Origin of the sequence: Francisella uliginis (assembly GCF_001895265.1) — a bacterium.
Taxonomy (GTDB): domain Bacteria; phylum Pseudomonadota; class Gammaproteobacteria; order Francisellales; family Francisellaceae; genus Francisella; species Francisella uliginis.
Window position 1 is genome coordinate 1,637,220 of record NZ_CP016796.1, and the last position, 26,075, is coordinate 1,663,294.

The window sequence follows — 26,075 nt, forward strand, 5'->3', positions numbered from 1 at the left end:
AAAATGTTGACAGCATATAAAATCAATCATATAATACATCTCGTTACTCCCCGATAGCTCAGTCGGTAGAGCAGTTGACTGTTAATCAATTGGTCGGCGGTTCAAGTCCGTCTCGGGGAGCCAACAATTTTCAGAAAAAATTTTTCATATATACTACACATTAAGTTTTGACTTAGAGCTGTTTAGTAGTTTATATTTTTCTCCTCCTTTCTTATCTCTAAATTTATGAATTCTAAACAGCTCTAAGTATGTTTACATAGTATTCATCAACAAAACTTATATATTAATAAAAATAATTTGATTTAATTTATATTAGTATTAAGAATATAATCCCTCTTATTAAATTAATTAATTCGGAGAAATAAGATGATTTTCTTAATATTAGACCTCTTGCGAAATACTAATTATTCACCATATATATAGAAAGATTGCTTAAGAGATCCATAAAAATGCAAATAAGCTACGCAATATTGTCAAAGAAAGCCAGAATATTTAGAAAACTAACAGGTTTAAAACTAAAACATTTCAATAAAATCTTAACCGATGCCTCAAAATCCTTAGATGAAGGATTTCCAAGGATTGGCAGAAAGCCAAAAGTTGATAATCATGCAGATAGATTATTGTTAGTTTTAATATATTATCGTTGCTATATGACACAAGAATTTTTAGGCTACTTGATAGGATTAGATGAATCAAATGTAAATCGCCTAATTAGACGAGTAGAGTTACTACTAGTTAAAGAAATACATATAAAAAAAGATAGAAGCATGACTAATCAAAAAGTAGAAAGACTTTTAATAGATGCAACAGAACAGCCAATCCAGAGACCTAAGAAATTAAAACGAAGAAAGGCTAACTATTCAGGGAAGAAAAAAAGCCATACACAGAAAGTAGAAATAGCTATCAGTGAAGCAGGTCAAATAGTTAATGTTTCGAAGGTTTATCCAGGCAGTGTTCATGATATAACTGTTCGCAGAAAATCAGATAAATTAGCTCGTGATGTTGATAAATATTGTGACAATGGCTACCAAGGTATTCAAAATGAATCTACTAAAGTAAAACTCCCCTATAAAAAGCCCAAAGGAGGTTCTTTAAGTATAGAGCAGAAGAATTATAATAAATGGCTTAGTAAGATTAGGATTTATGTTGAGCATAAAATTGCAGAAATTAAAAAGTTTCGTATACTGGGTGAAACCTATAGAAGTTTTGGTAAAAAAGCTAATCTTAGGTTTAATTTAGTGGCTGGAATAGTTAATTTACAAAACGGATTCTAAAAAGAAAATACCTACTTAGAAATAAAATGCCTCTGAAGTAGTATTTCGCAAGAGGTCTATTTTCAACAACACTACTAAGTCTTATATTCGCTATTACAGATAAATATAAAATCTCCAAAATACTTTTTTTTGTTTCTTTAGCCTTATTATTAATAGTGTTTATCCCTCACACTATCAGATACATAAATATTCAACTATAGGAGATAGAATAATGAAACAAGATATTTTAGACTTTTTTGATAGTTCAGCTCTAGTTGGTATATCTATAATATTAATTATGGCTTTTTACTATCAAATATTTTCTCAAGAACTACCTTGCGCATTATGTGTATTTCAAAGAATGGCTCTAAGCCTAATAAGCTTTGGATTAATACTAAATTTAATTCATGGTAATAAATATAAGCATTATATTTTTGTAATATTAGCTGCGTTATTAAATGCTGCTATGGCTACAACTCAGATTCTATTACATATAGTTCCTGGAACAGGTAGCTACGGAGACGCCATATTCTCTTTACATATGTATACCTGGAACTTTATCGTAAGTATAATATTTATTCTATATGCAATAGTTTGTAGTCTTGCAACACCAAATCAAAATAGAATAAAGAAAAATATAAGTATTATTTCAAAAATAGCTATTACTTTAATCATACTTTTGACTTTAGCAAATACGATAAATGTTTTCATTGAATGCGGACCTCATTTATGCCCATCGGATCCAACTAGTTACTGGCTATTTGATCTTTTTGCTAAATAGTTTTCGATATAATTACTACATATTGATAGTTGACTTATTTTTCTTTTAACATAAAATTATAACCTTCAAAAGCTACAAACATTAATATTTTCATAATGAACGTGTAACTTTTATACTCATAAAAATGACTTTAGATATAGACTCCTTTTAGTTTTTTCATATCTCCTTACTTTCCCTTATCTAAAGTCATTTTTTGTATTTTATAATATTTTTTTTGCTATAATTTAGCTCATATTTTGATTTATAGAATTATAGACCTTATGAAAGCAACACAAACTCTTATTGCTACTACTAAAGAGCTTCCTAAAGAAGCCGTACTTATTAGCCATCAATATATGTTAAAAGCTGGCCTTATAAAGAAGCTTGCTTCAGGTATATATACTTGGATGCCTATGGGATTGAAAGTATTACACAAAATCCAAGAAATTATTCGCGTAGAAATGAATAAAGCTGGAGCTAGTGAACTACTTCTACCAAGCGTACTACCATCTGAGCTTTTACAAGAGACTCATCGTTGGGATAAATTTGGACCAGAACTTTTAAAACTAAAAGATAGACACGATAGAGACTTTTGCTATGGACCAACCCATGAAGAACCTATAGTAGATATGGCTAGAGATACTATTAAAAGCTATAAACAGCTTCCTTTGAATTTATACCAGATTCAAACAAAATTTAGAGATGAAATTCGTCCTCGTTTTGGAGTAATGCGTGCACGTGAATTTATTATGAAAGACTCTTATTCTTTTCATGAGAATAACGAGTGTCTAAATAATACATATAAAACAATGTTTCAGACCTATTGTAATATCTTAGATAGAATAGGTTTAGCATATCGTCCTGTAAAAGCAGATACTGGCGCTATTGGTGGCGATAACAGTCATGAGTTTCAAGTACTAGCAAATGCTGGTGAAGATGTTATTTGTTATAGTAATGATAGCGATTATGCTGCAAATATAGAACTAGCTACTTATGCAAAGCCAGACCTTAGTAAAAAAGAGGCTTCGCAAAACTCTATAGAGAAAATTCACACCCCCAAAATAAGAACTATAGAGAAACTTTGTAAAGAAATGAAATTTGATATTAAGCAAACTATAAAAACGATGGTTGTTAAGGATGCAGAAGGAAACTTTTTTGCATTAGTTGTCAGGGGTGATCATGAGCTTAACGAAACAAAGATTAATAAGCTTGATCAAATATCTGCTCCATATACTTTAGCTTCACGTGAAGAGATTTTTGAGCTTTTCAATGCAAACCCTGGCTCACTTGGTATATACAACTGCCCTATTCAGATAATTGCTGACTATAGTGCTGTAGTAATATCAGATTTATGTTGTGGCGCTAATGAAGATGATTATCACTATACAAATGTAAACTGGGATAAGGATGTAACCAACTATCAAGTTGCTGATATTAGAAATGTAGTTACTGGAGATATCTCTCCTGATAACAAAGGTACTCTAGAATTAACAAATGGTGTAGAAGTTGGTCACATTTTTGAGCTTGGAGATGTCTACTCAAAACCAATGAATGCAACTGTAATTGGCCAAGATGGTAAACCTAAACCTATATTGATGGGCTGTTATGGTTTTGGTGTCTCACGCGTTATGGCAGCAGCAATAGAGCAATCACATGATGATAAAGGTATCGTTTGGCCAGAGTCTATAGCTCCATTTGAGGTTGCTATACTACCAATAAATTACAACAAATCAGAAAATGTTAAAAAAGTTGCTGATAAACTCTATCAAGAATTATCGGCAAAAGGAATTGATGTATTATTAGATGATCGTGGTGCAAGACCTGGTGTGATGTTTGCTGATGCTGATCTTGTTGGCTATTCTCATCATGTTGTAATTGGTGATAGACTACTAGAACAAGGGCTAATAGAATATAAAAACCGCAAGACTCAAGAAAAACAAGAAATAACTATTGAGCAATTAATTAATATACTAGCATAAAATCTTTATTTAATTCCTTATAGACGCTTTATCAACTTTTTAAAATAGTATGCTGGCAAAATTTATACTATAATTTAGCTAGTGTTTTTATATCTAAGAGAAATAAATATGATACAACCAAAACCATATATTGATACTTCTCCATCTGTATACGGCAAGTTCTCGATAATGGCAGCTGAATATAAAGCAGCTAATTTTACACAAGGAGCTCCTGATTTTGATACTCCAGAATGGCTAATTGATCGCGCAAACTATTATATGAAAAAAGGCAAAAATCAATATGCCCCAATCCCAGGTGCTATGACACTACGTAAAGCAATAGTACATAAGACTAAACACTGCTACAACACAGACATAAATATCGATAATGTGATAATCACGGCCGGTGCTCAAGAAGGCCTATTCACTGCAATATCAACATATGTCGGCGCTGGTGATGAAGTGATAATGTTTGATCCCATATTTGATACTTATGCTGGTGTTACAAAGTTTAACCAAGGTAAATGTGTAAGATTAAAATTACTCCCAAATGGTAATATTGACGTACAGGCTATCGCAAATGCAATTACTGATAGAACAAAAATTATAATCTTAAACTCACCACATAACCCTATGGGAACTATAATATCAAAAAGTGAGTATCAAGAAATTGCAAAGATAGTCAAAGATAAAGATATTCTAGTAATATCTGATGAAGTTTATGAACATATTTATGCAGGTGACAGCTTCACAAGTGCTATAGAGATACCTGAACTAAGAGATAAGTTAGTAGTATTACAATCTCTTGGTAAAACATATAATGTCACAGGTTGGCGCCAAGGTGTGATGATTGCTCCCGCAGATATTATAAAAAATGTCTTAGCTATAAAACAATTTTCAACGTTTTCAGCTGTTCACCCTCTACAACTTTCATTAGCTGAAGGAATTTTAGAACACCCTGAATACTATGAAAACTTACATAAGCTATATAAAAAACAAAATGCTCTACTTAGAGAAAATATGAAAGGATCAAGATTCAAAGTTCTAGAATGGCAAGGATCTCCTTTCCAAATGATAGATTATAGTGAAATAAGTAATGAAGATGATCACACTTTTGCAACTAGACTTATTAAAGAATATGGTGTTGGAGTTGTACCAATGTCAACACTATTTGAGACTCCTCAGCATAAATTCTTAAGAATTTGCTTTGCAAAGAAAGATGCTGAAATAATTAAAGGTGCTAAAATATTAGCGCAAATATAATAATCCGAAAGAAATATTTCATTCTACGATACTGAATCAAATTCAGCACAGGCTTTGATCGTAGAATCTAATTTTAAGACCTATCGCAACTAAATACTATAACCAATTCCTAAATTCATTGGTTTATCTATATTTCATATAGTTGATAATTAGTTGAGATTAATATTATTTTTCTTGTATCAAACTTATAAATGTCGCTGATTTAAGTGAGTTTCCTTGTTTACCATACTTAACAGCTAGCCTTGTTGTATCTTGCGATGTCTTTTGCATTACAACTTCTATAAAGTCATTAGGGGCATTATCATTAACTGCTAAAATCAAAGCTTTTGTATTACTTTTTTGATTTGTATTTATAGCATAAGTTTCACCCGCTAAACTAGGTGCTTGACCAGTCTCTATCAATCTCAATGACTCATTATAAACATCACTTAGACTCTTGTGAACATTTACTACAGAGTAACCCTTATTATTGTACTTTATATTGTTAGTCGCACATGCTGAAACTAAAGTCATAATAATAACTAAAGTTAATAATCTAAGGTTTAATTTAATATTTTTCATTTCGTGAAGTATATAATTAGAATAATTTTAATTATCTTATCAGATCTTTTATTTGTCAATATAAAAGCAAATACTAATTATCCTTAATATTCTCTTGTATAATAGAGACTAAAGCTGATGATCTAATTGCATTACCTTCACTGCCATATTTTATTGACAACTCTGTCTTATCTTGAGATTTCTTCTGAATAGCAATTTCAACAAAATCCGTAGGATCGCTATCACTTTCTGCTGCTATTACAGCAGTATTTGTAAGCTTTTTATTTATTCTGATATCATATGGACTACCTTTTAAATCATAGGTTTGACCATTCTCTAGAGCTTCTAGAGAAGCTTTATAAACATTGCCAAAGCTTTGGTTCAGAGCAGTTGTATAGTATCCATCATTAAAGTTGCTGCCACCAAAAGTAGAACATCCCGATAATATCGCCAAAATAATAGTCAAAGCTATTACATTAAACTTCGATCTTATAAGTCTCATTTTTTTATACTTAAAATTATAATGAGTTGATTATCTTACTAGAATTTTTATTTGTCAATATTTTTAATAGATCAAATCAGCTTACAAAATAGCTATTGGTAAAATAATTACGCTTTACTAAGCTTTTCCTATATGGTTGAATTAATGCAGAGGATCTTAATATATCCCTATTATCTCCATATTTCACTGATATCTGTGTTTTATCTTTTGAATCATTGGACAATACTCTCAATAAAATCAGAAAGATCATTGTCATCTTCTACAGCCATTACCTCACTATTAGCAATTTTTTTATTTATTGTAATACAGTCAATCGGAATATATTGTGTACTTTATGCGGTCATCCTGAACTTGATTCAGGATCTCTTCACTTTGGCTAGGAGATTCTGGATCAAATCCAGAATTGTAAGTTAAATCTCCAGTATAATTTTAACTAAGAGGTCAAACTAGAGTGTAAAACTTTAGTTATAACCTAAGCAACCGTAACGAAATAGATTTAAATGATCGTTGTCATCAAGGTACTTAGGTTATCTCGTTAATACGTTTGAATAGTCCAACACCCATATATTAGTTCCAAAGCTATAGCCAAAACAAAAATACTAAATCCTAATTTAAAAGCAACTTAGTACCATAACTTTGAATTAGTAGTTAAATATAGTAATCAAAGCTTTAAAAAATGCTAAAATTTAAATATTAAGCTCAACGTATCTATTTAAGGTTTTAAAATGTCAAATTTAAAAGTTAGCATAATTCAAACAGATATTATCTGGGATAATAAGCAACAAAACTATAATAATTTAGAAGAAAAATTAAATCAAATAGATAGCGACACAGATGTCGTTGTTTTACCAGAGATGTTTAATACTGGGTTTATAATGAACCCAACTAATGAAGCTAGTACGCAACAAGATATTATCGACTGGATGTCTAAACAAGTAGAAGGCAAAAACTATGCTCTTGTTGGCAGTGCTGCTACATTTACAGACACTAAGATAGCAAATAGACTCTATTTTGTAACACCTGAACAAGAAATCTATACTTATGATAAAAATCATCTATTTGTTCATGCAGGAGAAGATAAGAAATATTCTAGTGGTAATAAAAGAAAGATTATAAACTATAGAGGTTTTAATATCTTACTTACAGTATGTTTTGACCTACGCTTTCCAGTATTTAATTGTAATAATAATGATTATGACATACTACTAAATGTCGCATGCTGGCCAGAATCTAGGCGTAAACATTGGCAAGCATTGCTCAAAGCTAGAGCTATAGAAAACCAAGCTTTTGTAATAGCATGCAATAGAGTTGGCAAAGATCCTAATGTTAATTATTCTGGTGATAGTATGATTATAAATTACAATGGCGACATTATAACTCATGAAGAATATAAAGAAGCTATATTGACTGCGACTTTAAACAAAAAAGATCAACAAGAACACCGTGAAGCTTTTAACTTCTTAGCTTCTCAAGATAGTTTTACTCTGCATCTCTAATAGATTTAGCTAGCTTTTGTAAAACAGCATTAATAAACTTATACCCCTCTTCAGTACCCATGCTATATGCTATCTCAACATATTCTTTTATTATCACTTGATATGGGTTCTCTAAACACTCTATAAGCTCTGCTATAGCAACTTGTAAGACAGCATAATCAACATAATTAATAGAATCGATTCCATCATCCGAGTTATCTGATATATAGCTATCGATTGTATTTTGGTTTTCTTCGACAGCATCGACAAGTCTATAAAAAAGTTCCCAATCAGTTTGATGGCGACCAGCATTATCGGCATAGTATTGTACTTTTAGCTCAGCAAAAGTATTATCATTAACTTTTTTTTGATATAACGCTTGTACAGTGTATAGTCGAGCATTATTTCTAGCTCTAGCAGTAGTTTTCATAAATTCCTTTGATGTTTTTTTAGATAATTTAAGATATTATTATTTCGCAAATAACTATTATAACCTATCAGTAAAAAATATGTATAAGTGGTGGCAAGAAATTGATCTAAAAGATATGACAAGTGAGCAATGGGAGTCTATTTGTGATAGATGTGGCTTATGTTGCTTAAATAAGCTTCAAGATGATGAAACTGATGAAGTATATTATACTAAGGTTAGTTGTAAGCTTTTAGATACTAATAAATGTCAATGTAGTATGTATGACAAAAGAAAACAGCTTGTACCGGAGTGTATAAATCTAACTTATAAACAACTAAAAAATCATGCACATAAGTGGTTACCAAATAGTTGTAGTTACAAGCTATTATTTGAAGGCAAAGACCTACCAGATTGGCATCACTTAAATAACGATGGTTCAACAGAAAAAATGCATCAAGAAAAAAAATCTGCTAAACATTTTGCAATTTCAGAATATGAGCTAGATGTTGATGAGTACTTAGAAGATTTTATAGTAAAAATAGATAACTGATTTTTGATTTTTAGTATATAATTCGTTCACTATTTCTTATTGGACATATGAATTGTCTAATTTACCTCTAGCAAATCCTTTTTATGAAAAGATCATAGCTAATTATCTAAATGATGGCTATTGCATAATTGACAACTGGTTAGATATTTCTGAGACAATATTTTTGAGATCTGAGTTAGATAAACTTAACCAAGCTGACTCTTTTAGGAAATCAGCAATAGGCAATCGTTTAAACGAAAGTCTTGAAAGATCTATTCGTAATGATTTCATTTTTTGGCTAGATGAAAAAAAATATGCTCAATCATTTTTTACCAAAATAAACGGTTTTATTGAATATATAAATAAAACTTGCTTTGCTGGTATTGTTACAAAAGAGTTCCATTATGCAATCTATCCACAAGGCTCGTTTTATAAAAAACATATCGATACTTTCCAAAATGATGATAGAAGAACCATATCTATAGTTTGCTATCTTAATGAAGTCTGGCAACCAAGCTTTGGTGGACAACTAAAACTATATTTAAATGATAAGAATCTAGAAATCTTTCCTACAAATGGTAAGATTGTACTTTTTGATAGTAAGATAATAGAGCATGAGGTCTTACCAGTACTTACAAAAAATAAAAGATTAAGTATTACAGGTTGGTTAAAAACTAATTAAATTTATCGATCTTTCTTAGAACTGTAATATTTTTTTCTAGTGATTTTACAAGCCTCCCAATATCACTATCAGTTGTGAAGCAGCCAAATGATATCCTTAGTGTATTTGCAGCTTGCTTTTTATCTAGACCAATAGCACTAAGTACATGTGATGGTTTATCTGCATTTGCAGTACAAGCAGAGCTCATAGATAATGCAAAATCTGGCATCAAAGTAAATAAAATATCTCCAGGAACTCCTTTAACCGTTACACTTAGAATACCAACATAACTTTGCTCTAAAGGAGTATTGATTGTAACATTATCAAACTTTGTTAAACATGCAACAACAGTCTCTCGGTACTTTTTCAATTTAGCTAAATCTGTTTTTTCTTTAAGTAGTTCAATTGCTGAAGCAAATGCTACAATCTGTTGAGTCGATAATGTTCCAGAACGCATACCATTTTGATGCCCACCACCGTGTATTTGTTCTTCTAGCTCTACCCCATCGGCAACATACAACGCACCTATACCTTTTGGCCCATAACATTTATGCGCTGACATAGATAACAAATCAATATTCATTTTTTGCACATCAATTTCAACTTTACCTATACCTTGAGCCGCATCAACATGAAATATAATATTTTTCTCTTTAGCAATTTTACCAATTTCCTCTAAAGGATTTGCCACGCCTATTTCATTATTTACTGCCATTATAGAAATCAGTACAGTATCAGAATTTATTAGACTACATAGTTCATCTAAATCTATACGTCCATGCTTATCAACGCTTAGATAACTAACACTAACTGAAGTATCTTTATTAGATAAATACTTACAAACATCCAAAACCGCTTTATGCTCAATTGAAGTTGTTATTATATGTTTTTTATCTTTTTGACTTGCCTCAACAAGACCTTTGATCGCTAGATTATTTGATTCTGTGGCTCCTGATGTCCAGACAACATTTCCACTTGAAGCATTTATAAATTTAGAGATAATCTTTTGAGCCTCATCAATCTTTTTCTTAGCTAGTCTTCCTAGATAATGTGTTGAAGCAGGATTGGCAAAATATGTATCAATTTCCATATATTTTTGCATCTCTTCAACAACCTCATGAAACACAGGTGTTGTCGCCGCATAATTAAAAAATAGCACTTTCTCAAAATCGAAATATTCAAGTTCAGGAGGAACAATAGTCTTATTTCCATTCTCACGCCAACTTGAAATGCCTCCTAATAAACAGTTAGCATCATCAAAGAGATTTTTAAAGAAACTATGTACTTTACTTGACCTATTTGCAGTTTCACAATATATAACTACACTTTTATGATGCTTATATTTATTGTAATCAACTAGAAACTCACTTATATGAATAGCTCCAGGGATAATATCAACTAGGTACTCTTGATAACTACGAATATCTACTAATAAAACACCTCTTTCTAATTGCTCTTTTAAAACCTGATCTGTGATCATTGCCATAACTTATTCATCCTCAAAATTTTATTCTCAAAAATTCAAAATACTATAGATAATGCGACTAGACTAGATTTTTTACATCAAACTATAAATACATATAACAATTTCATATTACTTTCGTAGATTATATAAATATTTATTAACTACAAAAAGTCTTTTATAAGATTATTAATCTTATCCACAGCATTTAGCATAATAAAATGTCCTGAGTTTAGTTGAATATATTTAGCCTTATCATACAAGCATAAGATATTATTCTCAGATGTCCTTGGTGATGCACTTGCTATATATAAAAATGGTGTATTTAGTTTATAAAATAAAGACTTCTTATCAGAAAAAAATGCTTCTCTAAGAATTTTATTAAAAGACTTTGGTTTTCTTTGCCAATAATTTAACATCTGATGAGCTTTATTTTGCATGACACTATAATTATCGAAACGTTTATCTATCATGTTATTTTTTATAACATCAGATAGAACTTTTTGAGCATCCTTGCGATCAAGAGCTTCTAAAAAATCCTCCTCAACTAATGTAAATTCTGATTTTAACGTAGTATCAATTACTATAACTTTTTTAATATCCAAATCAGTTAGAGCTAACTTTAGAGCCAAAAAACCTCCCATACTATGTCCTATAAATACAATATCTTTATATCTAGATAATTGATCATATAAGTATGTAACTACTTCTTCTACGCTGTCTATTCCTTGTGAAATTATTTCAGAATAATTAGGAGCTACTACATTGCTGTCTTTACTAAAAAAATCAATTTGTGCATTAAAATCTGACGACTGACAACACCAACCATGTAAAAATATTAAAGTAGGTTTATTTGAATAACTCATTAATACGATATAAGAACAATTAAATCTTAGGTAAATATTAACCTAGATAGACTAATTACTAAAGTATATAAATAATCCTAAGACAACAAGCATTATTGCAAATATAGTCTGTAGAACCTTATCATTAAGCTTTTTCTTAATTTTATTTGCTATAAGCATACCTATAGCCCCACCAATTATAAACATACTAGCAATATACCAGTTTACGCTTGTCTGTCCATAATGTGATGCAAAGCCAGATATTGATACAACAAATATAACTAATAATGATGTATTAATAGCTCTTTTAATTGGCATAGCCGTGATAAAGACCAATGCTGGGACTATCAAAAAACCACCTCCAACACCAAAGAAGCCGGTCAAAGTACCTACGATACCACCACTTATTAATAAAGCAATGATACATTTAGGCCCTATACTCTTACACACAGACTTATCAGAACTAGACATTACTTTAGCTTTTACTAAGCTCCAAATACCTATTATAATCATAAGTACTGAAAAGCTAAGCATTAATAAACTATCTGATAGGGCTTGTGAGATATAGCTTCCAACAGGAGCAAAGATTATGCCAGTAATAATCATCACAGCTGCTGCAATATAGTGAATATCCTGATTTCTATAGTTTACCGCAATACCAAATACTGCTGTAAAACCAACCACTAGTAAAGATATAGTGACTGCACTGTGAAAATCTAAACCAACACCATATGTTAATAGAGGAACTGCTAATATAGAGCCTCCTCCTCCAGTAAGGCCTAGTGCAATACCACAAATAAAACCAAATATTATTAAAACCATATTATTACTACTCTTCTACACCACATTTTAAGTTAGCTGGCACCGCAATATCAATATAATTTGGCGCTGGTAATTTTAAATCATCCATTAATTTTGCATACTCTTCTGCTGAGCTAACCTGTAATCTTGGATTATTTTTCTTTTCTTCAGCAACACTACTACTAGTTAAACCATTATAATCATGACCTGGGTAGATAATAGTATTACCCGGTAATGTCATTAGTTTGTTCATAATACTGTCATAAGCAGCATAAGAATCACCATTTTGGAAGTCTGTTCTTCCTGATCCTCTTATAAGCAATGTATCACCTGTAAATAGTTTGTTTTCTGTCATAAAACAGTACGAATCATCAGTATGTCCTGGAGTGTAGATAGCTTTTATCTGATAATTACCAAACTCGATAATATCTCCATCAAAAACTTTTTTAGTTGTATGCTCTGCTTTAGTTTCCCCACCAAGTACAATACCACAGCCAGTTTCTTGTCTTAAAAGTCCTGCAGCCGTTACATGATCAGCATGAACGTGAGTATCGATTGCATATAAAAGTTTAAGATTAAGCTCTTTTAAAAGTTTAATATATTGCTTAATGTTAAATCTTACAGGATCTATTATTACTGCTTCTCTAGTTTCTTCACACCCTAGAATATAAGTGTAAGTATAAGTATCTCTATCGATTAACTGTCTAAAAATCATATTTTCTCCTTCTCCATATTAGTTAAAATTTGCCTTATTAAAAGGCGTGTTTTCTTTAATCAGTTTTTCAATAGTATCATAATAATATGAAATCATTATATATCCCCCAGCGATATTATAAACATCAAAACCTTGCTGTTGGAGCATCAATGCAACATTGTAAGAACGTTGACCAGTTCGACAATGTACATATACAGGCTTTGATTTATCTATCTCTGCTAATCTGTCCCTAATTTCAGCCATTGGAATATTTTTTGCACCATTTAGCATACCATTAGCTATCTCTGATGGATTTCTTACATCAATAATCTGAGCATTTTCCTCAATCAAATCTTTTACTTTAGTAAATGGTACTTGTCTAAAATCTCCATTTAAAATATTACTAGCAACATAACCGGCATGATTTACAGCATCTTTGCCAGTAGAGTATGGTGGCGCATAACAAAGCTCAAGATCCTGAAGATCTTCTACTGTCATGCCTGCTTTGATAGCTGTAGCAAGCACATCCATTCTTTTATCAACGATACCTTGACCTATTGCTTGAGCACCTAATAATTTACCAGTATTTTTCTCAAACATAATTTTCATAAATATCGGTTTAACACCAGGCATAATACCTACTCTATCTACAGGCACTACATAAGTATAATCATAGTCAATATCTAGATTATGAAACTTAATCCAAGCCTCATTTAAACCCGTACTTGCACCAGTATAGTTGAAAACCTGTATTATTGATGAAGCAATATAACCATTATTTACAACCTTTTTACCATTTATATGATCAGCTATTAAACGACCTTGTTTATTCGCTGGCCCTGCTAATGGCAAATTAAAATCTTGATTAGTCAAAGCATTTTTAACTAAAATAGCATCACCCGCAGCATAGATATCTTTATCTGATGTTTGATAGTTTTCATTAACTTGAATATGACCGCTTTTAGCTAGATCTATTCCAACATCTTTCAAAAATTTAGTATCCGGAGCTACACCTATAGATAAAACTACCAAGTCAGATTTAATCTCTTTACCTGATTCAAGTAAGACTTTATCAGACTCAAAACCAACAACTTTTTCTGATAGCATCAGTTTAATATCATGGTCAAGTAATTCTTTTTCTAAGAATTTAGCCATCTCATAGTCAAAAGGACGCATAATTTGGTTAGCCATCTCAACTATAGTTACATTAAAACCTCTTTCTCTAAGATTCTCAGCGACCTCTATTCCAATAAATCCAGCTCCAATAACAGTTACATCCTTGACTGTTTCATTAGTATTAAAAACTGCTTGATGTATCTTTTTAACATCTACCACGTTTCTTAGAATAAAATGATCTATCGAGTCAAGTCCCTCAAATGGAGGTACTATTGGTTTAGCCCCGACAGCTACAATTAACTTATCATAGCTTTCTGTATATTTTTCATTAGTTTGAAGATTTAAAACTGTAACAAGCTTATTTGACTTATCAATATCTATAACTTCAGAATTTGTACGAGCATCGATATTATATTGCTTATCAAATTTTTCTGGTGTCATTAAAACTAGCTTCTCAGCTGGCTCAATATGCCCACCAAGGTGATATGGTAAACCACAGTTTGAGAATGATACATTAGGGCCTTTTTCAAACATAATAACCTCTGCTGACTCATCTAATCTTCTTAATCTAGCAGCTGCTGATGCCCCTGCAGCAACTCCACCAATTATTAGATATCTCTTAGCCATAATAAGCTCCTTTGTACTTATAATTATTTTCTTTTGTTATATGGTAAAAACTCTAGCATCATTGCTAGTCCACAAGTTCCTGATAATCCTGCAAATAAAAGCCCTGCGCCAAAGAAGCCACTTAAAATTGCAAAATATTGTGATACTGTGAACGAAAGCACAACACCTAAAAGTACCATAAAACCTACTATAATCTGTACTTGACGCATAATTGGTAACGGTTCTTTAACATTTTTTTGGGTTGGTTGTTTATGCTGTTTCCATGCATTGATACCACCTTCTAATAAATAAACTGCCTTTGCATTTAAATCTTTAACTTTCGTAGCAGCCTGATTAGTTCTGTTCCCAGATTGACAATGAAGCACGACAATCTCATCTGGTTGAATATCTGCATCATAAATTTCATCAACTGTGATGTTCTCAGCACAGTCTATACACTCTCTGTTATGCTCACCTGCTGTTCTAATATCAATTAATTTAACCTTATCTTTCTTCTTCAAATCAAGAAATTCTTTAACTGATATATTTTTTACTTGATGCATTTTACTTCTCCTTTAGATTTATCTAATTTAGTTTTTTCTAATATTTTCCGTAAATTTTTAACCACAGTATATACTATATAAAGCTTCTAATATTTTCTTAACAGCTGGGTCTTTGATGCTATAGTAAACATTCTGTGACTCCTTTCTAAATTTAACCAATCCTTTACTTCTTAACACAGATAAATGCTGAGAAAATGCTGATTGACTAAGATCAGAGTATTCAGCTAGTTCTCCAACTGTCATTTCTTTTCTTAAAAGTAGACATAGTATTAATAGTCTAGATTCATGCGAAATAGCCTTTAATAATGATGATGCTTTACTAGCATTATCTTTCATTTGCATTAAATCCATATTTTATATGCCTTGATCAACTTCAATACACATATATTAGCAAAATCTAATTTAGAATTCAATGATATATGTAAGAATTTTCAATCTTCTATTTAGATACTTCATACCTAATTTGCTAATATGACATAAAATTGAAATATCAGCATATGCTATAATTAGACTTATAGATATAAACCCATTCAAAATAATATTATGGAGGTCTACCGAGTGTTTGAAATAATGCAAATTACTGTTGCAGCCTTCTGTGGTATTGCAGTAGGAGTTGAAAGGCAACATTATGGATCATCCGCAGGTATAAGAACTTATGCATTAGTTTGTGTTGGATCTTGCTTATTTGGAATTATTTCAACTCATGCAATGGGAGGAGCATACTATGAAAGTATAGCTGATCCTACAAGAATAGCTGCTCAAATTGTGACTGGAGTTGGATTTATTGGTGGTGGTATTATCTTCAAAGATAGTAATCGTGTTAGAGGAATAACAACAGCTTCAACAGTATGGATTATGGCTTCAATTGGTTTAGCTATTGCTTTTGAGATGTTTTTACTACCTATAGCAGCAACTATACTTTGTATTATTATTTTAACTTCAAACAGATGGCCTTTTTTCAAAAAAATAGGCAAGAAACATAAACATTATTCAGAAGATGAGGAATAGATCTCAAACTACACAATCAAACTTAGAGAAAATTTAAAGAAAAGCTAAAAAACTTCGCCAAATTCTTTTGCATAATAAACTGTTTGACCCTTTAAAAACTCTAGCTTATTAGTTAGATCTAAAACCATAAAGACATCATTTGGCACATCATACTGACATTTTATTGCATACTCGCTTGTTGGCTTAAAACCAAAGCGAGGATAATAACTAGGATGACCTAAAACAAATATTGCATCAATATTATTTTTTTTAGCTTCTCTTATAACTGCTTCAACAAGTTTTGTGCCTATTCCTTGATTTTGATACTCTGGCGCCACACTCATTGGAGCTAAACCAAATATACTTATATTGCTGGCTTTTACTTGCATTTTAGAGAGAACTATCTGACCTACAATTGTATTATCTATCTCAGCAACTAAAGATATTAAACTTTGATGATCAGTATGCAATAGTCTAACTAATTTCTCTTCATCATCAGTTTCAAAAGATGAAGCAATAAGCTGATAAACCGACTCCTGATCTTTTAACTGTTCATAACGAATATTTATATTCATAAACTAATCCTTTATAACGAGATCTCTTGTTGAACGTATTTCAATATTTAAGAATTTATCTGTTTTTTTGATTCTGCCAAAGACGGCAAACTTAGCTCTTTTACTTTTATCAAAATCTAGATACTTAACTTGATTTGGTGCTATAAATATTGAAAATCTTGAATCTTGATCTACTTTAAAAAGAAGCTTTTTACTATCACCAATACCTGAAACAGTAATTCCCGCAACCCCATATACAATACAGTATTTATTATTGATATTCTGTATATCTATATCAGCTAGTTCTAAGCCATTTATAGTATAGATATCTTGTTTTGAATATTCTCTAGTGCGATTTTCAGCTAACTGTTGCTTTTTAAAAGGCATCAGATTTAATTCATCTTCTTTTTTAAGCACGCCATCATTTTCAACTTTTGTCAGAAGATTTATATATCTCTCAAGATTTTTATTAACTAAGAAGTTAAGCTTACTCATATCTTTTTTTGAGTCACTTAGAACAAGCTCTTTTATCTTATCATTTACTATTGGTTTACTAGATCTAGGACATAACTCATCATGATTATCCTCACCTTTAATAAACGCAAAATATGAATCTTGATTGGCTTTACGAATCAATTTTAATTTAGCCTTACCACAATCTGGACAGAAAATATTGCCAAAGTGTAATTTACTATTATATTCGCTAGCTTTTATAAAACCTTTTTTATATCTGGCTATTTTCACTATTATTTCCTTTATTTAAAAAGGCTGAACTATGTTCAACCACTACAGTTTTAAATTTTAACCTAAACTTTTTCAAAAAGTATGTCTGATATTTGATGCTCTAAGTTTTGACCTCTTTTTTCAAATTTTGTTAAAGGTCGCCACTCTGGTCTTGGTGCAAATCCAGTATACATATTCTGATACTTATCATCATTCTCAAGCAGCTCTAAAACATCTTCAGCATAAGGCAACCAATCACTAGCATAATGAAATACTCCGCCAGCTTTAAGCTTTTTAGCAAAAAGATCTATATTTGATTGATTAACTAATCTACGCTTATTATGTTTTTTCTTATGCCATGGATCAGGAAAATATACTTGCACTCCAGATAGAGACTCATCAGCAATCATATTTTCTAAAATCTCAACTGCATCATGACTCATTACCATAAGGTTTGATATATTTTGATGCTCTATTTCATATAAAATATTTCCAACACCGGCTTTATGTACTTCTATGCCTAGATAGTTCTTATCTGGATTCTCTAAGGCCATTTGGATTAATGACCCACCCATACCAAAACCAATCTCTAAAACTACAGGGTTATTATTTGAGAATATCTCTGAAAAATCTATTTGTTTATTTTGATCATAATCGATCATGTATTTTTCAGCATAGTTTTCAAGAGCTTGTTGTTGTTTCTTTGTTACTCTACCTGCTCTTTGTACATAACTTTTTACTTGGCGTAAATTTTCTTTAGATTTGTCGTACATTTTTCTAGATTTACAATTTTATTAATACTATTCTATATCAACTAAAATAAAAATAAGAGTATATCCATGTTAATATTTTTAACAATTCTTACTTTACAGGTTAGTTGTCTTGTACTTCCAGGACCTGATTTTTTTGTAACTATTAGTAACTCAATTAAATTTGGCCAAAAGCAAGGCATTTATACTGCTGCTGGAGTAGCATCTGGAATACTTCTAAATACATTTATAGTTTATTGGTTTGGATCATTTTTACTTTACAAAGAGCCGATATTATTTAAATGCTTAATCTTAGTTGGTGCTATATATTTAGCCTATCTAGCTTTTAATTTATATAAAAGCATATTTACAAAACAGCAAGATTTAAATCCAAATGCTAATGAACATATTAAAAATCTAAATACCTTTGATACACCTCCAAGTTTTAAACTTTTTCTAAATGGTGCCTTTACTAATTTAGCTAATGCAAAAGTGTTAGTTTTTTTTAGTTCAATGTTAAGTCTAGTTGATGAGCTTTCTAGTCTTGACAAAATTGGTATTTGGATATGTATAGCTCTTTCAACATTTATTTGGTTCTGTATAGTGGCTACTTTCTTTGGTAACAATAAACTTAGACAAATTTTCTTTAGAAATATTAAAAAGCTTGAGTTTATTTCAGCAGTATTTATAACAGTTTTTGTGATAATTATTCTACTAGAGCTTTTCTAGAATAAAACCTTACCCCAACCTAATTTGTGTCTTAAGGTATCATAATAGTTATAGTCTTTTGTATGTAAAACTGTAACTTTCTTTTCAGCTTTTTTAATAGTTACTTTTTGATAAGAACTTAAAATAGTATCATGTCTGCCATCTATACTTAAGACAGGCTCAGGGTTATTATATTCTGTTATATAAATATCTATAACACTTTCATCTGATATTACCAAAGGTCTACTATTTAACGAATGTGAACATATTGGTACAAGAACTATACTATTTTGATTAGGATTAAGAATTGGACCTCCTGCAGCCATAGCATGTGCTGTAGAACCTGTAGGAGTTGCTACAATAAGTCCATCGCCACGTTGATCAAAAGCATATCTACCATCGATATAAACCTTTAAACCAAACATTAGTCCCCTACTTGAGGTTATCGCTATTTCATTAAGTGCTATAGATGCTTCTAAAGGAGTACGTAAATTATCATCAACCTGACACTTCAACATACTTACACTAGAAACAGAAACCTCTCCTTGTAAAATATGCAAAAGATCATCTTTTAAAGTTCTATCATCAGGAGCAATAGTTGTTAAAAAACCTAATTTGCCCTTATTGATCCCTACAACAGGTATATTACTATATAAAGCTAAAACTCTAGATGCTTTTAAAAAGTTACCATCGCCACCAACTACTATCGCAACATCACAATCAAGAGCTATCTTCTTTAAATTAGCTATTTGAATGTTTTTTAAACGAACATCTTCAGCAGTCTCTGTCTCAACTATTACTTGTAAGCCTTTTTCCGCAAGGAAATTACATAGCATTTCAACAGTTTGACTAACATCCTCTTTATAATGCTTACCAATAATAGCTACTTTTTGATATGCAAACATTCTCTTTGCTCAAAAAAATTTTATTAAAACTAGTATAACAAAACAAAAAATAAATTAACCAATAAATGTTAATATCTGATTTTTTTGATAAAAAATATTCTAAGATTTTAAACGAATACCTTTTTCTAATAGATACCAGCAAAGATAATATAATAAGAATGTAAAGATAATAATTGCCGCAAATGCAAAATATGGATTCACAGTCGAAACACCAATAAAACCATATCTAACAAAATCAACTATATAAAATAATGGATTACATGACGATATAAAATGCCAGAAACCAGTAAGACTATTTATATTATAGAAAACTCCTCCTAAGTAGATAAGTGGAGTTAATATAAATGTTGGAAATATCGTAGTATCATCAAATTTTTGTGAAAATATTGCATTTATCAAACCGCCGAGTGAAAATAATGCCCCACAAAATATAAATCCTGCTAACACTAAAAATATGCTATGAATAGTACTAAATCCACCTAGGGCAAAAGCTGCAATACTTACTAATATACCTACAATAAACCCTCTAAAAATTCCTCCTGAAATATAGCCTAAAACTATTACATGGTTGCTTACAGGAGAAACTAGCAGTTCTTCAATAGCTTTACTAAAACGTATCCCAAAGAAAGAGCTTACAACATTGCCATAAGAGTTTTGGATCACAGCCATAATAATCAGCCCTGGCGTAATATACTGCATATATGTAATACCATCACCCATAGTACCTATACGTGACCCAACTACTTTACCAAATATCAAGAAGTATAAAATTATAGTTATTACTGATGGTAATAATGTTTGTGGCCAAATTCTAAATACTCTTTTACACTCACGATTAAAGATCGTTACATACGTTATCCAATAATATTTTAAATTCATAAATTTACCTATTTATTCCTTGCAACATCGATAAATAATTTCTCAAGTTTTGCTTCTTTAGTACGCACATCTAAAACATCTAAATGATATTTATTTGTCAACTCTGAGAATATTTCATTTAGAACAACACCTTTTGAAACTTCAACTTCTAATGTATATTCATCAACTAATTTAACATCACCAAGGATAAGCTTAATATCTTGCTGACACTTATTTTTTAAATCAAATATATATGTATGCCTGTCTGCTGATTTTAAGAAAGTCTTCATATCTGTATTTACATGAACTTTACCTTTATGGATAAGAGCAATACGATTACACATAGATTCAGCCTCTTCGAGATAATGTGTAGTCAAAATTACAGTCAAACCTTCCTTATGAAACTGCATGATCATTTCCCATAAAGAGTTTCTAAGCTCAACATCAACACCCGCCGTCGGTTCATCCAATATTAGTAATTTGGGTTTATGTATTAATGCTCTGATGACCATCAATCTTCTTTTCATCCCACCTGACAAGAATCTTATTTGAGTATTTCTTTTGTCATATAGATCGACTTTTCTAAGTAGCTCTTCTGCATAAGGTACAGCCTCTTTCTTAGAGATACCAAAAAATCCTGCCTGAGTAATTAATATATCAATTGGCTTTTCAAAAAGATTAAGGTTTATCTCTTGAGGCATAACTCCTAGATGCTTTCTAGCACTTATAAAATCATTATCAATATCATGGTCAAATATTTTAATTTGCCCAGATGTTTTATTTACAAGAGAAGAGATCATTCCCAAAGTTGTTGATTTACCTGCCCCATTTGGACCTAAAAGAGCAAAAAAATCTCCTTTTTTAACATCTAAACTAATTTCGTCGACAGCTTTTAAACCACCCTTATAGATCTTAGTCAGATTTTTTATTTCTAATGCTTTTTCACTCATATGATTAAGGTTTATTTTAACTACAAAATATGAGAACTATTATATCATTATGGTTTTATAGTTTTATTGATTTTATAAATTAATTTTTGTTAAGGTCTTTAATAGAAATTAGTGTTTTAGAAATATGTGTTTTTTATCATAAAAATGATACTTAAACCAACCACTACTATAAATATTGGTCTAACAAGCTTTGATCCTTTTAATATAACCATCCTAGATCCTACAATTCCACCAAAGAAACTTCCTATAGCCATTAAGAATCCAAATACATAATTCACATGTCCTGATAAAATAAATATAATAAGTGAAAATACATTACTCTTTAAATTTAATACTTTGGCATATCCAGAAGCTTGTAAGAATGTATAGCCAAGAAAATATACTATTGCAATAATCCAAAAATTTCCTGTTCCTGGACCAAAAAAGCCATCATACGCACCCAATAAAAATCCAAATAATGTAAAAAATGCTACTTCTGACATTTTCTTTTTGCCTTGATTAACTCCAAGATTCTTATTTACAATACTAAAAATGAAAACGGCAATTAAAAGTATCGGAACAAGTTTGTTCATAAAATCATTATGGATCACAACAGCCAATATCGTACCCAGAGATGCGCCAATAAACCCAGCAATCAAACCTCGTAACACTGTTTTGAAATTTATTAACCCATTTTTATAATATTTAAATGTTGCCATTGCTGTACCAATACTAGCTTGGAGTTTATTAGTACCTAAAACCATAACAATTGGTAAGCCAGTCATACTCAAAGCTGGGATACTTATCAGCCCACCACCACCAGCAATAGCATCAATAAAGCTAGCTAAAAAGCCCATTAGTATTATAAAAAAACACAATACAAAAAAATGATTCGCAAAAAATTCTTGCATCTATTTATTTTCCTTTTAAATGTATAGCTAACCATATAGTTGGATTCGCAGTATAAGTAACCCAGTGTTTAGTACCTTTAGGGATTAGTAGATACTCTCCTTCATCAAGATTATGTTCCTTAGCTTCTAGCTTAAGCTTTGCATTTCCTTTTAATATCAAAACCCATTCATCATGATCTTGAATATACGGACTCTCGATATCAGTAATTTGTCCATAAGAAATAATTTTCTCGATATGGATATTATCTTGTTTTAAAAGATCTATGAAAATTTCATTCTCACAAAACTTAGGGGAAATATTATAAATATTACTGCCTACATCTCTATTATTCATTGCTGCTAAATTCTTGCTATAACCTATTCTCATAATAATCTAGAATATATAATAGCACCATTTTAGCAAAACTACTTATCAAGCATATCAACAGATATATTAAACAAAATTTTTGCTATAATCTGTAACAACTTTAAAAAAACTTTGTCAAAAATGATAATAGACTCACATTGCCATCTTAATTATTTAAAACTAGAAGATACAAGTCTTGATAATGTCATCACAAATGCTAAAAATGCAGGTATCGACAAAATCGTTTCAATTGCTGTAGCATGGCATGAAATCGATGATATTCAAAAAATAGCTGAATCATACAATGATGTGTATTTCTCTGTTGGAGTTCATCCTAGTGAATTAGATTCCCATCAGCCTAGTACTGAAGAAATTATTGTCAGATCTAGTCATAGCAAGTGTGTTGCAATTGGAGAAACTGGGCTAGATTACTACTATAATGGCGAAGAAACAAAACCTAAACAGATCTCTAAATTTATAAACCATATTCAAGCAGCTATTGAAGTAGCAAAACCTATAATTGTTCATACTAGAGCAGCTAAGCAAGATACTCTAGATATCCTAAAATCTGAAAATATTGAAAAGTGTGGTGGTATTCTACATTGCTTCACCGAAGATTATGATATGGCAAAACAAGCTATCGATATGGGGATGTATATCTCATTTTCCGGAATCTTAACTTTTAAAAATGCCAAAGATATTCAAGAAACTGCTAAAAAACTTCCTTTAGACAGAATTCTTATAGAAACTGATGCGCCATATCTTACTCCAGTACCATATAGGGGCAAACCAAACTATCCAGAGTATGTTAAATATGTTGCACAATTTTTTGCACAATTAAGAAATGAGGATTATGAAAAAGTAGCTAAACAAACTTATAAAAATACTTGCGATGTTTTTAAATTAAAATAAGTTTTTATAACAAACCTAATTTATCAAAACCTATATTATCTAAAGCTCCATACAATATAACAGCTACTGAATTTGATAGATTTAAACTACGGCTATTTTTATGCATCGGAATCTTAAGCTGAGTCTCTTTTAGCAATGCTAAAACACCACTAGGAAGTCCTCGTGTCTCCGGGCCAAAGAGTAAGATATCATCGCAGTCAAAAGCTACCTGATGATAATATTGCTTAGCCTTTGTAGTACATGCCCAGATCTTTTTAGATTTATTTTTTGCATAAAATTCATCGAAGTTTTTATAAATCTTAAGATTCGCGAATTCATGATAATCCAAGCCTGCTCTTCTTAGCTGCTTATCCTCTAATTTAAACCCTAAAGGCTCTATCAAATGTAAATTAGCACCGACATTAGCACATAACCTAATAATGTTACCAGTATTTGGCGGTATCTCCGGCTCATATAAAGCTATATTTATCATATAAATTATTTAACTTCTAAGTTATTATCTAAGTAATTATTTAATTCCTTAAACTTCTGCTTTTCTTTTTTACGCTGCTCTAAATTATTCTTTTCTCTTTGCTCAGCGTCTTTAATATATTTTTTATTCATTACTCTATCTAAGAATTCAGGATCAAGCATAAATGGTTTTAAAGATTTATATGGCATATTTATAACACCTGGAATTTTTAGAGAATATAAAACTCTTAGATCATTATCTTGTTTAGATCTATCTAATATAATCTTTAGATTAACCCTTACATTATATTTTCTTGAAACCAAGTGATATTGTTTTTTACCATCTACTTCAATATCTTTAACTGGAGTGAACTTAATACCTGTCGTATCAATTACTTTTGTAACAGCATTTCTATTAGATTCTTTCAGATATGTTATTATTTTTTCTTTGTTACTTTCTTCTAAGATTTTACTACGTCTATCAAGCATCTTTGGCAAGATATTTTCAACAAAGTTATTAGCCTCTTTATGATTAAGAGCTAAACAAGTCCCTGGACCATCTACATATTTGTCAAAACAACCATCTTTATCTATAAAAAGATACATTTTTTCTGATTTATCATAATAAACATTATAATCAGGATATGATTCTGGATGACCTAAGTACACAAAATTGTCTTTTGAAATTATTGCGCAAGCATACGCCATAATACTTAAAAATATAATAGTTGAAAGTTTGATTATTCGATTCACAGATACTTAGTAAAATTTATAACTTAATTAGTAAAATTCTATATAAATTTATTTTTTTTACAATTTATTTTAGGCTTAAATATTAATATCTGACTATATATGTAACTCATCACGCAAAAAGTGCTCAAAACTAGTTTCTCTTTCTTCTTTCCTTTTTAAACTCCTACTATATAAATCTTGAAAGTTTTTTACTGCCTTTTGATTCACTACTTTCTCTAAATATTCTGGATCTATTAAAAATGGCTTTGTTGATGTCTTTTGATTTTTAATAACTGCCGGCATTCTTAGCGAATATAATACACGAACATCATTACCCTGCTTTGAGTTATCTAGCATAAGTATCAAATTGACTTTTACATTATATTTCTTGGGTACTAAGTGATATTCTTTTTTACCGTATGCATTAATTTGTTTCACAGGTCGATACTTAAGATTAAACTTAACCGGACGTTTAACTACGTTTTTATTATATTTTTTAACCCTGCTATAACTTTTCGTTTATCTTGCTCTTCTAGTCTATCTTCCGTATCAAGCATCTTAGATAGAAACTTTTTAACAAAAATATCAGCTTCCTGCTGATCCATTGCTATACATGTTCCTGCCCCCTCAACACTTTTATCAAAACAACTATGCTTATCTATAAATAAGTAAAGATTTTGGGTTTTATCATAATAAATCTGATATTCAGGCAGTTTTGCAGGATGACCTAAATAGACAAAATCATCGTATGTAATAATCGCACACGCTGAAGCAACTGTAGCTAAAATTATCAAAGAAAAAAGTTTAATAAATCTTTTCACTATTAGCTTATAAAAATTCAATGGCTTCTTGTCTAAGATTCTATACAAAACGG

General features: G+C 30.7%; 32 protein-coding genes and 1 tRNA gene. 11 read left to right on the forward strand and 22 right to left on the reverse strand.

Annotated features, from left to right (window positions below; translation table 11 throughout):
- Positions 1-47 precede the first annotated feature (47 nt).
- From F7310_RS07655 to F7310_RS07675, 5 genes are all read left to right on the forward strand, one after another.
- A tRNA-Asn gene (locus tag F7310_RS07655) sits at positions 48-123 on the forward strand.
- Positions 124-449: 326 nt separating this feature from the next.
- Positions 450-1,274 (forward strand): transposase family protein, encoded by an 825-nt coding sequence (locus F7310_RS07660; RefSeq protein WP_072711046.1) that lies wholly within the window; start codon positions 450-452, stop codon positions 1,272-1,274.
- A gap of 211 nt (positions 1,275-1,485) precedes the next feature.
- Positions 1,486-2,034 (forward strand): disulfide bond formation protein B, encoded by a 549-nt coding sequence (locus F7310_RS07665; RefSeq protein ID WP_072712968.1) that lies wholly within the window; start codon positions 1,486-1,488, stop codon positions 2,032-2,034.
- A 260-nt stretch (positions 2,035-2,294) separates the two neighbouring features.
- Positions 2,295-3,992, forward strand: coding sequence for a proline--tRNA ligase (locus F7310_RS07670; protein ID WP_072712969.1), 1,698 nt, complete (start codon positions 2,295-2,297; stop codon positions 3,990-3,992).
- Between the two features lie 108 nt (positions 3,993-4,100).
- Positions 4,101-5,234 (forward strand): aminotransferase class I/II-fold pyridoxal phosphate-dependent enzyme, encoded by a 1,134-nt coding sequence (locus tag F7310_RS07675; RefSeq protein ID WP_072712971.1) that lies wholly within the window; start codon positions 4,101-4,103, stop codon positions 5,232-5,234.
- Positions 5,235-5,399: 165 nt separating this feature from the next.
- Here the strand turns inward: F7310_RS07675 and F7310_RS07680 are convergent, their stop codons facing one another.
- Both F7310_RS07680 and F7310_RS07685 read right to left on the reverse strand, forming a co-directional pair.
- Positions 5,400-5,795 (reverse strand): DUF3568 family protein, encoded by a 396-nt coding sequence (locus F7310_RS07680; protein WP_072712972.1) that lies wholly within the window; start codon positions 5,793-5,795, stop codon positions 5,400-5,402.
- A gap of 73 nt (positions 5,796-5,868) precedes the next feature.
- Positions 5,869-6,276 (reverse strand): DUF3568 family protein, encoded by a 408-nt coding sequence (locus F7310_RS07685; protein WP_072712974.1) that lies wholly within the window; start codon positions 6,274-6,276, stop codon positions 5,869-5,871.
- Between the two features lie 725 nt (positions 6,277-7,001).
- On the opposite strand from F7310_RS07685, the gene F7310_RS07690 reads away from it, so the two are divergent.
- Entirely contained in the window at positions 7,002-7,772 is a 771-nt protein-coding gene (locus tag F7310_RS07690) for an amidohydrolase (RefSeq protein ID WP_072712976.1), read from the forward strand.
- Here the strand turns inward: F7310_RS07690 and nusB are convergent.
- On the reverse strand, positions 7,756-8,181 hold the full coding sequence (gene nusB, locus F7310_RS07695) for a transcription antitermination factor NusB (RefSeq protein WP_072712977.1): 426 nt from the start codon (positions 8,179-8,181) through the stop codon (positions 7,756-7,758). The two genes, F7310_RS07690 and nusB, sit on opposite strands and share 17 nt — an antisense overlap.
- A gap of 79 nt (positions 8,182-8,260) precedes the next feature.
- On the opposite strand from nusB, the gene F7310_RS07700 reads away from it, so the two are divergent.
- Both F7310_RS07700 and F7310_RS07705 read left to right on the forward strand, forming a co-directional pair.
- Entirely contained in the window at positions 8,261-8,710 is a 450-nt protein-coding gene (locus F7310_RS07700; protein ID WP_072712979.1) for a YcgN family cysteine cluster protein, read from the forward strand.
- Positions 8,711-8,762: 52 nt separating this feature from the next.
- A complete protein-coding gene (locus tag F7310_RS07705) occupies positions 8,763-9,371 on the forward strand; it encodes a 2OG-Fe(II) oxygenase (RefSeq protein WP_072712981.1) in 609 nt (202 codons plus the stop codon).
- Here F7310_RS07705 and F7310_RS07710 read toward each other — a convergent pair.
- From F7310_RS07710 to F7310_RS07745, 7 genes are all read right to left on the reverse strand, one after another.
- Entirely contained in the window at positions 9,364-10,836 is a 1,473-nt protein-coding gene (locus F7310_RS07710) for an aminotransferase class V-fold PLP-dependent enzyme (RefSeq protein ID WP_084645215.1), read from the reverse strand. The genes F7310_RS07705 and F7310_RS07710 overlap by 8 nt on opposite strands.
- A gap of 140 nt (positions 10,837-10,976) precedes the next feature.
- On the reverse strand, positions 10,977-11,678 hold the full coding sequence (locus F7310_RS07720; RefSeq protein ID WP_072712983.1) for an alpha/beta fold hydrolase: 702 nt from the start codon (positions 11,676-11,678) through the stop codon (positions 10,977-10,979).
- 51 nt (positions 11,679-11,729) lie between these two features.
- Complete coding sequence (locus F7310_RS07725; protein WP_072712984.1) at positions 11,730-12,479, reverse strand: sulfite exporter TauE/SafE family protein; 750 nt, start codon at positions 12,477-12,479, stop codon at positions 11,730-11,732.
- Between the two features lie 7 nt (positions 12,480-12,486).
- A complete protein-coding gene (locus F7310_RS07730; RefSeq protein ID WP_072712986.1) occupies positions 12,487-13,173 on the reverse strand; it encodes an MBL fold metallo-hydrolase in 687 nt (228 codons plus the stop codon).
- Between the two features lie 18 nt (positions 13,174-13,191).
- Positions 13,192-14,895, reverse strand: a complete 1,704-nt coding sequence (locus F7310_RS07735) for an FAD-dependent oxidoreductase (protein ID WP_072712988.1) — start codon at positions 14,893-14,895, stop codon at positions 13,192-13,194.
- Positions 14,896-14,918: 23 nt separating this feature from the next.
- Positions 14,919-15,437 carry a rhodanese-like domain-containing protein gene (locus tag F7310_RS07740; protein ID WP_072712989.1) on the reverse strand — a complete coding sequence of 173 codons (519 nt, stop codon included), beginning with the start codon at positions 15,435-15,437 and terminating at the stop codon, positions 14,919-14,921.
- A 57-nt stretch (positions 15,438-15,494) separates the two neighbouring features.
- Complete coding sequence (locus F7310_RS07745; protein WP_072712991.1) at positions 15,495-15,788, reverse strand: ArsR/SmtB family transcription factor; 294 nt, start codon at positions 15,786-15,788, stop codon at positions 15,495-15,497.
- A 207-nt stretch (positions 15,789-15,995) separates the two neighbouring features.
- Here F7310_RS07745 and F7310_RS07750 point away from each other — a divergent pair, with 207 nt between their 5' ends.
- Positions 15,996-16,445 (forward strand): MgtC/SapB family protein, encoded by a 450-nt coding sequence (locus F7310_RS07750; protein WP_158513254.1) that lies wholly within the window; start codon positions 15,996-15,998, stop codon positions 16,443-16,445.
- Positions 16,446-16,489: 44 nt separating this feature from the next.
- On the opposite strand, the gene F7310_RS07755 is transcribed toward F7310_RS07750, so the two are convergent.
- From F7310_RS07755 to trmB, 3 genes are all read right to left on the reverse strand, one after another.
- Entirely contained in the window at positions 16,490-16,999 is a 510-nt protein-coding gene (locus tag F7310_RS07755) for a GNAT family N-acetyltransferase (protein ID WP_072712994.1), read from the reverse strand.
- Positions 17,000-17,002: 3 nt separating this feature from the next.
- Positions 17,003-17,722, reverse strand: a complete 720-nt coding sequence (locus F7310_RS07760) for a hypothetical protein (RefSeq protein ID WP_072712996.1) — start codon at positions 17,720-17,722, stop codon at positions 17,003-17,005.
- Between the two features lie 62 nt (positions 17,723-17,784).
- Positions 17,785-18,474, reverse strand: coding sequence for a tRNA (guanosine(46)-N7)-methyltransferase TrmB (gene trmB, locus F7310_RS07765; RefSeq protein WP_072712997.1), 690 nt, complete (start codon positions 18,472-18,474; stop codon positions 17,785-17,787).
- A 66-nt stretch (positions 18,475-18,540) separates the two neighbouring features.
- On the opposite strand from trmB, the gene F7310_RS07770 reads away from it, so the two are divergent.
- The gene (locus F7310_RS07770; protein WP_072712999.1) at positions 18,541-19,179 is read left to right on the forward strand and encodes a LysE family translocator; all 639 of its coding nucleotides are present in this window, start codon (positions 18,541-18,543) and stop codon (positions 19,177-19,179) included.
- Here F7310_RS07770 and F7310_RS07775 read toward each other — a convergent pair.
- The 5 genes from F7310_RS07775 to F7310_RS07795 form a co-directional block, all read right to left on the reverse strand.
- Complete coding sequence (locus tag F7310_RS07775; protein ID WP_072713000.1) at positions 19,176-20,063, reverse strand: NAD(+)/NADH kinase; 888 nt, start codon at positions 20,061-20,063, stop codon at positions 19,176-19,178. The two genes, F7310_RS07770 and F7310_RS07775, sit on opposite strands and share 4 nt — an antisense overlap.
- Positions 20,064-20,162: 99 nt before the next feature.
- Positions 20,163-20,942 (reverse strand): ABC transporter permease, encoded by a 780-nt coding sequence (locus tag F7310_RS07780; RefSeq protein WP_072713002.1) that lies wholly within the window; start codon positions 20,940-20,942, stop codon positions 20,163-20,165.
- Between the two features lie 8 nt (positions 20,943-20,950).
- Positions 20,951-21,871, reverse strand: a complete 921-nt coding sequence (locus F7310_RS07785) for an ABC transporter ATP-binding protein (protein ID WP_072713004.1) — start codon at positions 21,869-21,871, stop codon at positions 20,951-20,953.
- A gap of 116 nt (positions 21,872-21,987) precedes the next feature.
- The gene (locus tag F7310_RS07790) at positions 21,988-22,761 is read right to left on the reverse strand and encodes a TSUP family transporter (protein ID WP_072713005.1); all 774 of its coding nucleotides are present in this window, start codon (positions 22,759-22,761) and stop codon (positions 21,988-21,990) included.
- A gap of 4 nt (positions 22,762-22,765) precedes the next feature.
- On the reverse strand, positions 22,766-23,128 hold the full coding sequence (locus tag F7310_RS07795; RefSeq protein WP_236939856.1) for a cupin domain-containing protein: 363 nt from the start codon (positions 23,126-23,128) through the stop codon (positions 22,766-22,768).
- A gap of 120 nt (positions 23,129-23,248) precedes the next feature.
- Between F7310_RS07795 and F7310_RS07800 the strand changes: the two genes are divergently transcribed.
- Positions 23,249-24,019 carry a TatD family hydrolase gene (locus tag F7310_RS07800; protein ID WP_072713007.1) on the forward strand — a complete coding sequence of 257 codons (771 nt, stop codon included), beginning with the start codon at positions 23,249-23,251 and terminating at the stop codon, positions 24,017-24,019.
- A 4-nt stretch (positions 24,020-24,023) separates the two neighbouring features.
- On the opposite strand, the gene F7310_RS07805 is transcribed toward F7310_RS07800, so the two are convergent.
- The 4 genes from F7310_RS07805 to F7310_RS07820 all read right to left on the reverse strand — a co-directional run bounded on the left by F7310_RS07805 (position 24,024) and on the right by F7310_RS07820 (position 26,022).
- A complete protein-coding gene (locus F7310_RS07805; RefSeq protein ID WP_072713008.1) occupies positions 24,024-24,491 on the reverse strand; it encodes a tRNA (cytidine(34)-2'-O)-methyltransferase in 468 nt (155 codons plus the stop codon).
- Positions 24,492-24,496: 5 nt separating this feature from the next.
- Positions 24,497-25,222 (reverse strand): FTN_0109 family protein, encoded by a 726-nt coding sequence (locus tag F7310_RS07810; protein ID WP_072713010.1) that lies wholly within the window; start codon positions 25,220-25,222, stop codon positions 24,497-24,499.
- 93 nt (positions 25,223-25,315) lie between these two features.
- A complete protein-coding gene (locus F7310_RS07815) occupies positions 25,316-25,639 on the reverse strand; it encodes a hypothetical protein (RefSeq protein WP_072713012.1) in 324 nt (107 codons plus the stop codon).
- A gap of 38 nt (positions 25,640-25,677) precedes the next feature.
- Positions 25,678-26,022, reverse strand: coding sequence for a hypothetical protein (locus F7310_RS07820; protein ID WP_072713014.1), 345 nt, complete (start codon positions 26,020-26,022; stop codon positions 25,678-25,680).
- Positions 26,023-26,075: the final 53 nt, after the last annotated feature.

Bases quoted from the DNA above. Each gene is read 5' to 3' on its own strand.
- F7310_RS07735 (WP_072712988.1), bottom strand. From the start codon at position 14,895: ATGGCTAAGAGATATCTAATAATTGGTGGAGTTGCTGCAGGGGCATCA.
- F7310_RS07770 (WP_072712999.1), top strand. From the start codon at position 18,541: ATGTTAATATTTTTAACAATTCTTACTTTACAGGTTAGTTGTCTTGTA.
- F7310_RS07795 (WP_236939856.1), bottom strand. From the start codon at position 23,128: ATGAGAATAGGTTATAGCAAGAATTTAGCAGCAATGAATAATAGAGAT.
- F7310_RS07680 (WP_072712972.1), bottom strand. From the start codon at position 5,795: ATGAAAAATATTAAATTAAACCTTAGATTATTAACTTTAGTTATTATT.
- F7310_RS07660 (WP_072711046.1), top strand. From the start codon at position 450: ATGCAAATAAGCTACGCAATATTGTCAAAGAAAGCCAGAATATTTAGA.
- F7310_RS07800 (WP_072713007.1), top strand. From the start codon at position 23,249: ATGATAATAGACTCACATTGCCATCTTAATTATTTAAAACTAGAAGAT.
- F7310_RS07805 (WP_072713008.1), bottom strand. From the start codon at position 24,491: ATGATAAATATAGCTTTATATGAGCCGGAGATACCGCCAAATACTGGT.
- F7310_RS07785 (WP_072713004.1), bottom strand. From the start codon at position 21,871: ATGAGTGAAAAAGCATTAGAAATAAAAAATCTGACTAAGATCTATAAG.
- F7310_RS07745 (WP_072712991.1), bottom strand. From the start codon at position 15,788: ATGGATTTAATGCAAATGAAAGATAATGCTAGTAAAGCATCATCATTA.
- F7310_RS07775 (WP_072713000.1), bottom strand. From the start codon at position 20,063: ATGTTTGCATATCAAAAAGTAGCTATTATTGGTAAGCATTATAAAGAG.
- F7310_RS07780 (WP_072713002.1), bottom strand. From the start codon at position 20,942: ATGAATTTAAAATATTATTGGATAACGTATGTAACGATCTTTAATCGT.
- F7310_RS07725 (WP_072712984.1), bottom strand. From the start codon at position 12,479: ATGGTTTTAATAATATTTGGTTTTATTTGTGGTATTGCACTAGGCCTT.
- F7310_RS07740 (WP_072712989.1), bottom strand. From the start codon at position 15,437: ATGCATCAAGTAAAAAATATATCAGTTAAAGAATTTCTTGATTTGAAG.
- nusB (WP_072712977.1), bottom strand. From the start codon at position 8,181: ATGAAAACTACTGCTAGAGCTAGAAATAATGCTCGACTATACACTGTA.
- F7310_RS07690 (WP_072712976.1), top strand. From the start codon at position 7,002: ATGTCAAATTTAAAAGTTAGCATAATTCAAACAGATATTATCTGGGAT.
- F7310_RS07730 (WP_072712986.1), bottom strand. From the start codon at position 13,173: ATGATTTTTAGACAGTTAATCGATAGAGATACTTATACTTACACTTAT.
- F7310_RS07685 (WP_072712974.1), bottom strand. From the start codon at position 6,276: ATGAGACTTATAAGATCGAAGTTTAATGTAATAGCTTTGACTATTATT.
- F7310_RS07755 (WP_072712994.1), bottom strand. From the start codon at position 16,999: ATGAATATAAATATTCGTTATGAACAGTTAAAAGATCAGGAGTCGGTT.
- F7310_RS07700 (WP_072712979.1), top strand. From the start codon at position 8,261: ATGTATAAGTGGTGGCAAGAAATTGATCTAAAAGATATGACAAGTGAG.
- F7310_RS07720 (WP_072712983.1), bottom strand. From the start codon at position 11,678: ATGAGTTATTCAAATAAACCTACTTTAATATTTTTACATGGTTGGTGT.
- F7310_RS07675 (WP_072712971.1), top strand. From the start codon at position 4,101: ATGATACAACCAAAACCATATATTGATACTTCTCCATCTGTATACGGC.
- F7310_RS07710 (WP_084645215.1), bottom strand. From the start codon at position 10,836: ATGGCAATGATCACAGATCAGGTTTTAAAAGAGCAATTAGAAAGAGGT.
- trmB (WP_072712997.1), bottom strand. From the start codon at position 18,474: ATGTACGACAAATCTAAAGAAAATTTACGCCAAGTAAAAAGTTATGTA.
- F7310_RS07670 (WP_072712969.1), top strand. From the start codon at position 2,295: ATGAAAGCAACACAAACTCTTATTGCTACTACTAAAGAGCTTCCTAAA.
- F7310_RS07665 (WP_072712968.1), top strand. From the start codon at position 1,486: ATGAAACAAGATATTTTAGACTTTTTTGATAGTTCAGCTCTAGTTGGT.
- F7310_RS07790 (WP_072713005.1), bottom strand. From the start codon at position 22,761: ATGCAAGAATTTTTTGCGAATCATTTTTTTGTATTGTGTTTTTTTATA.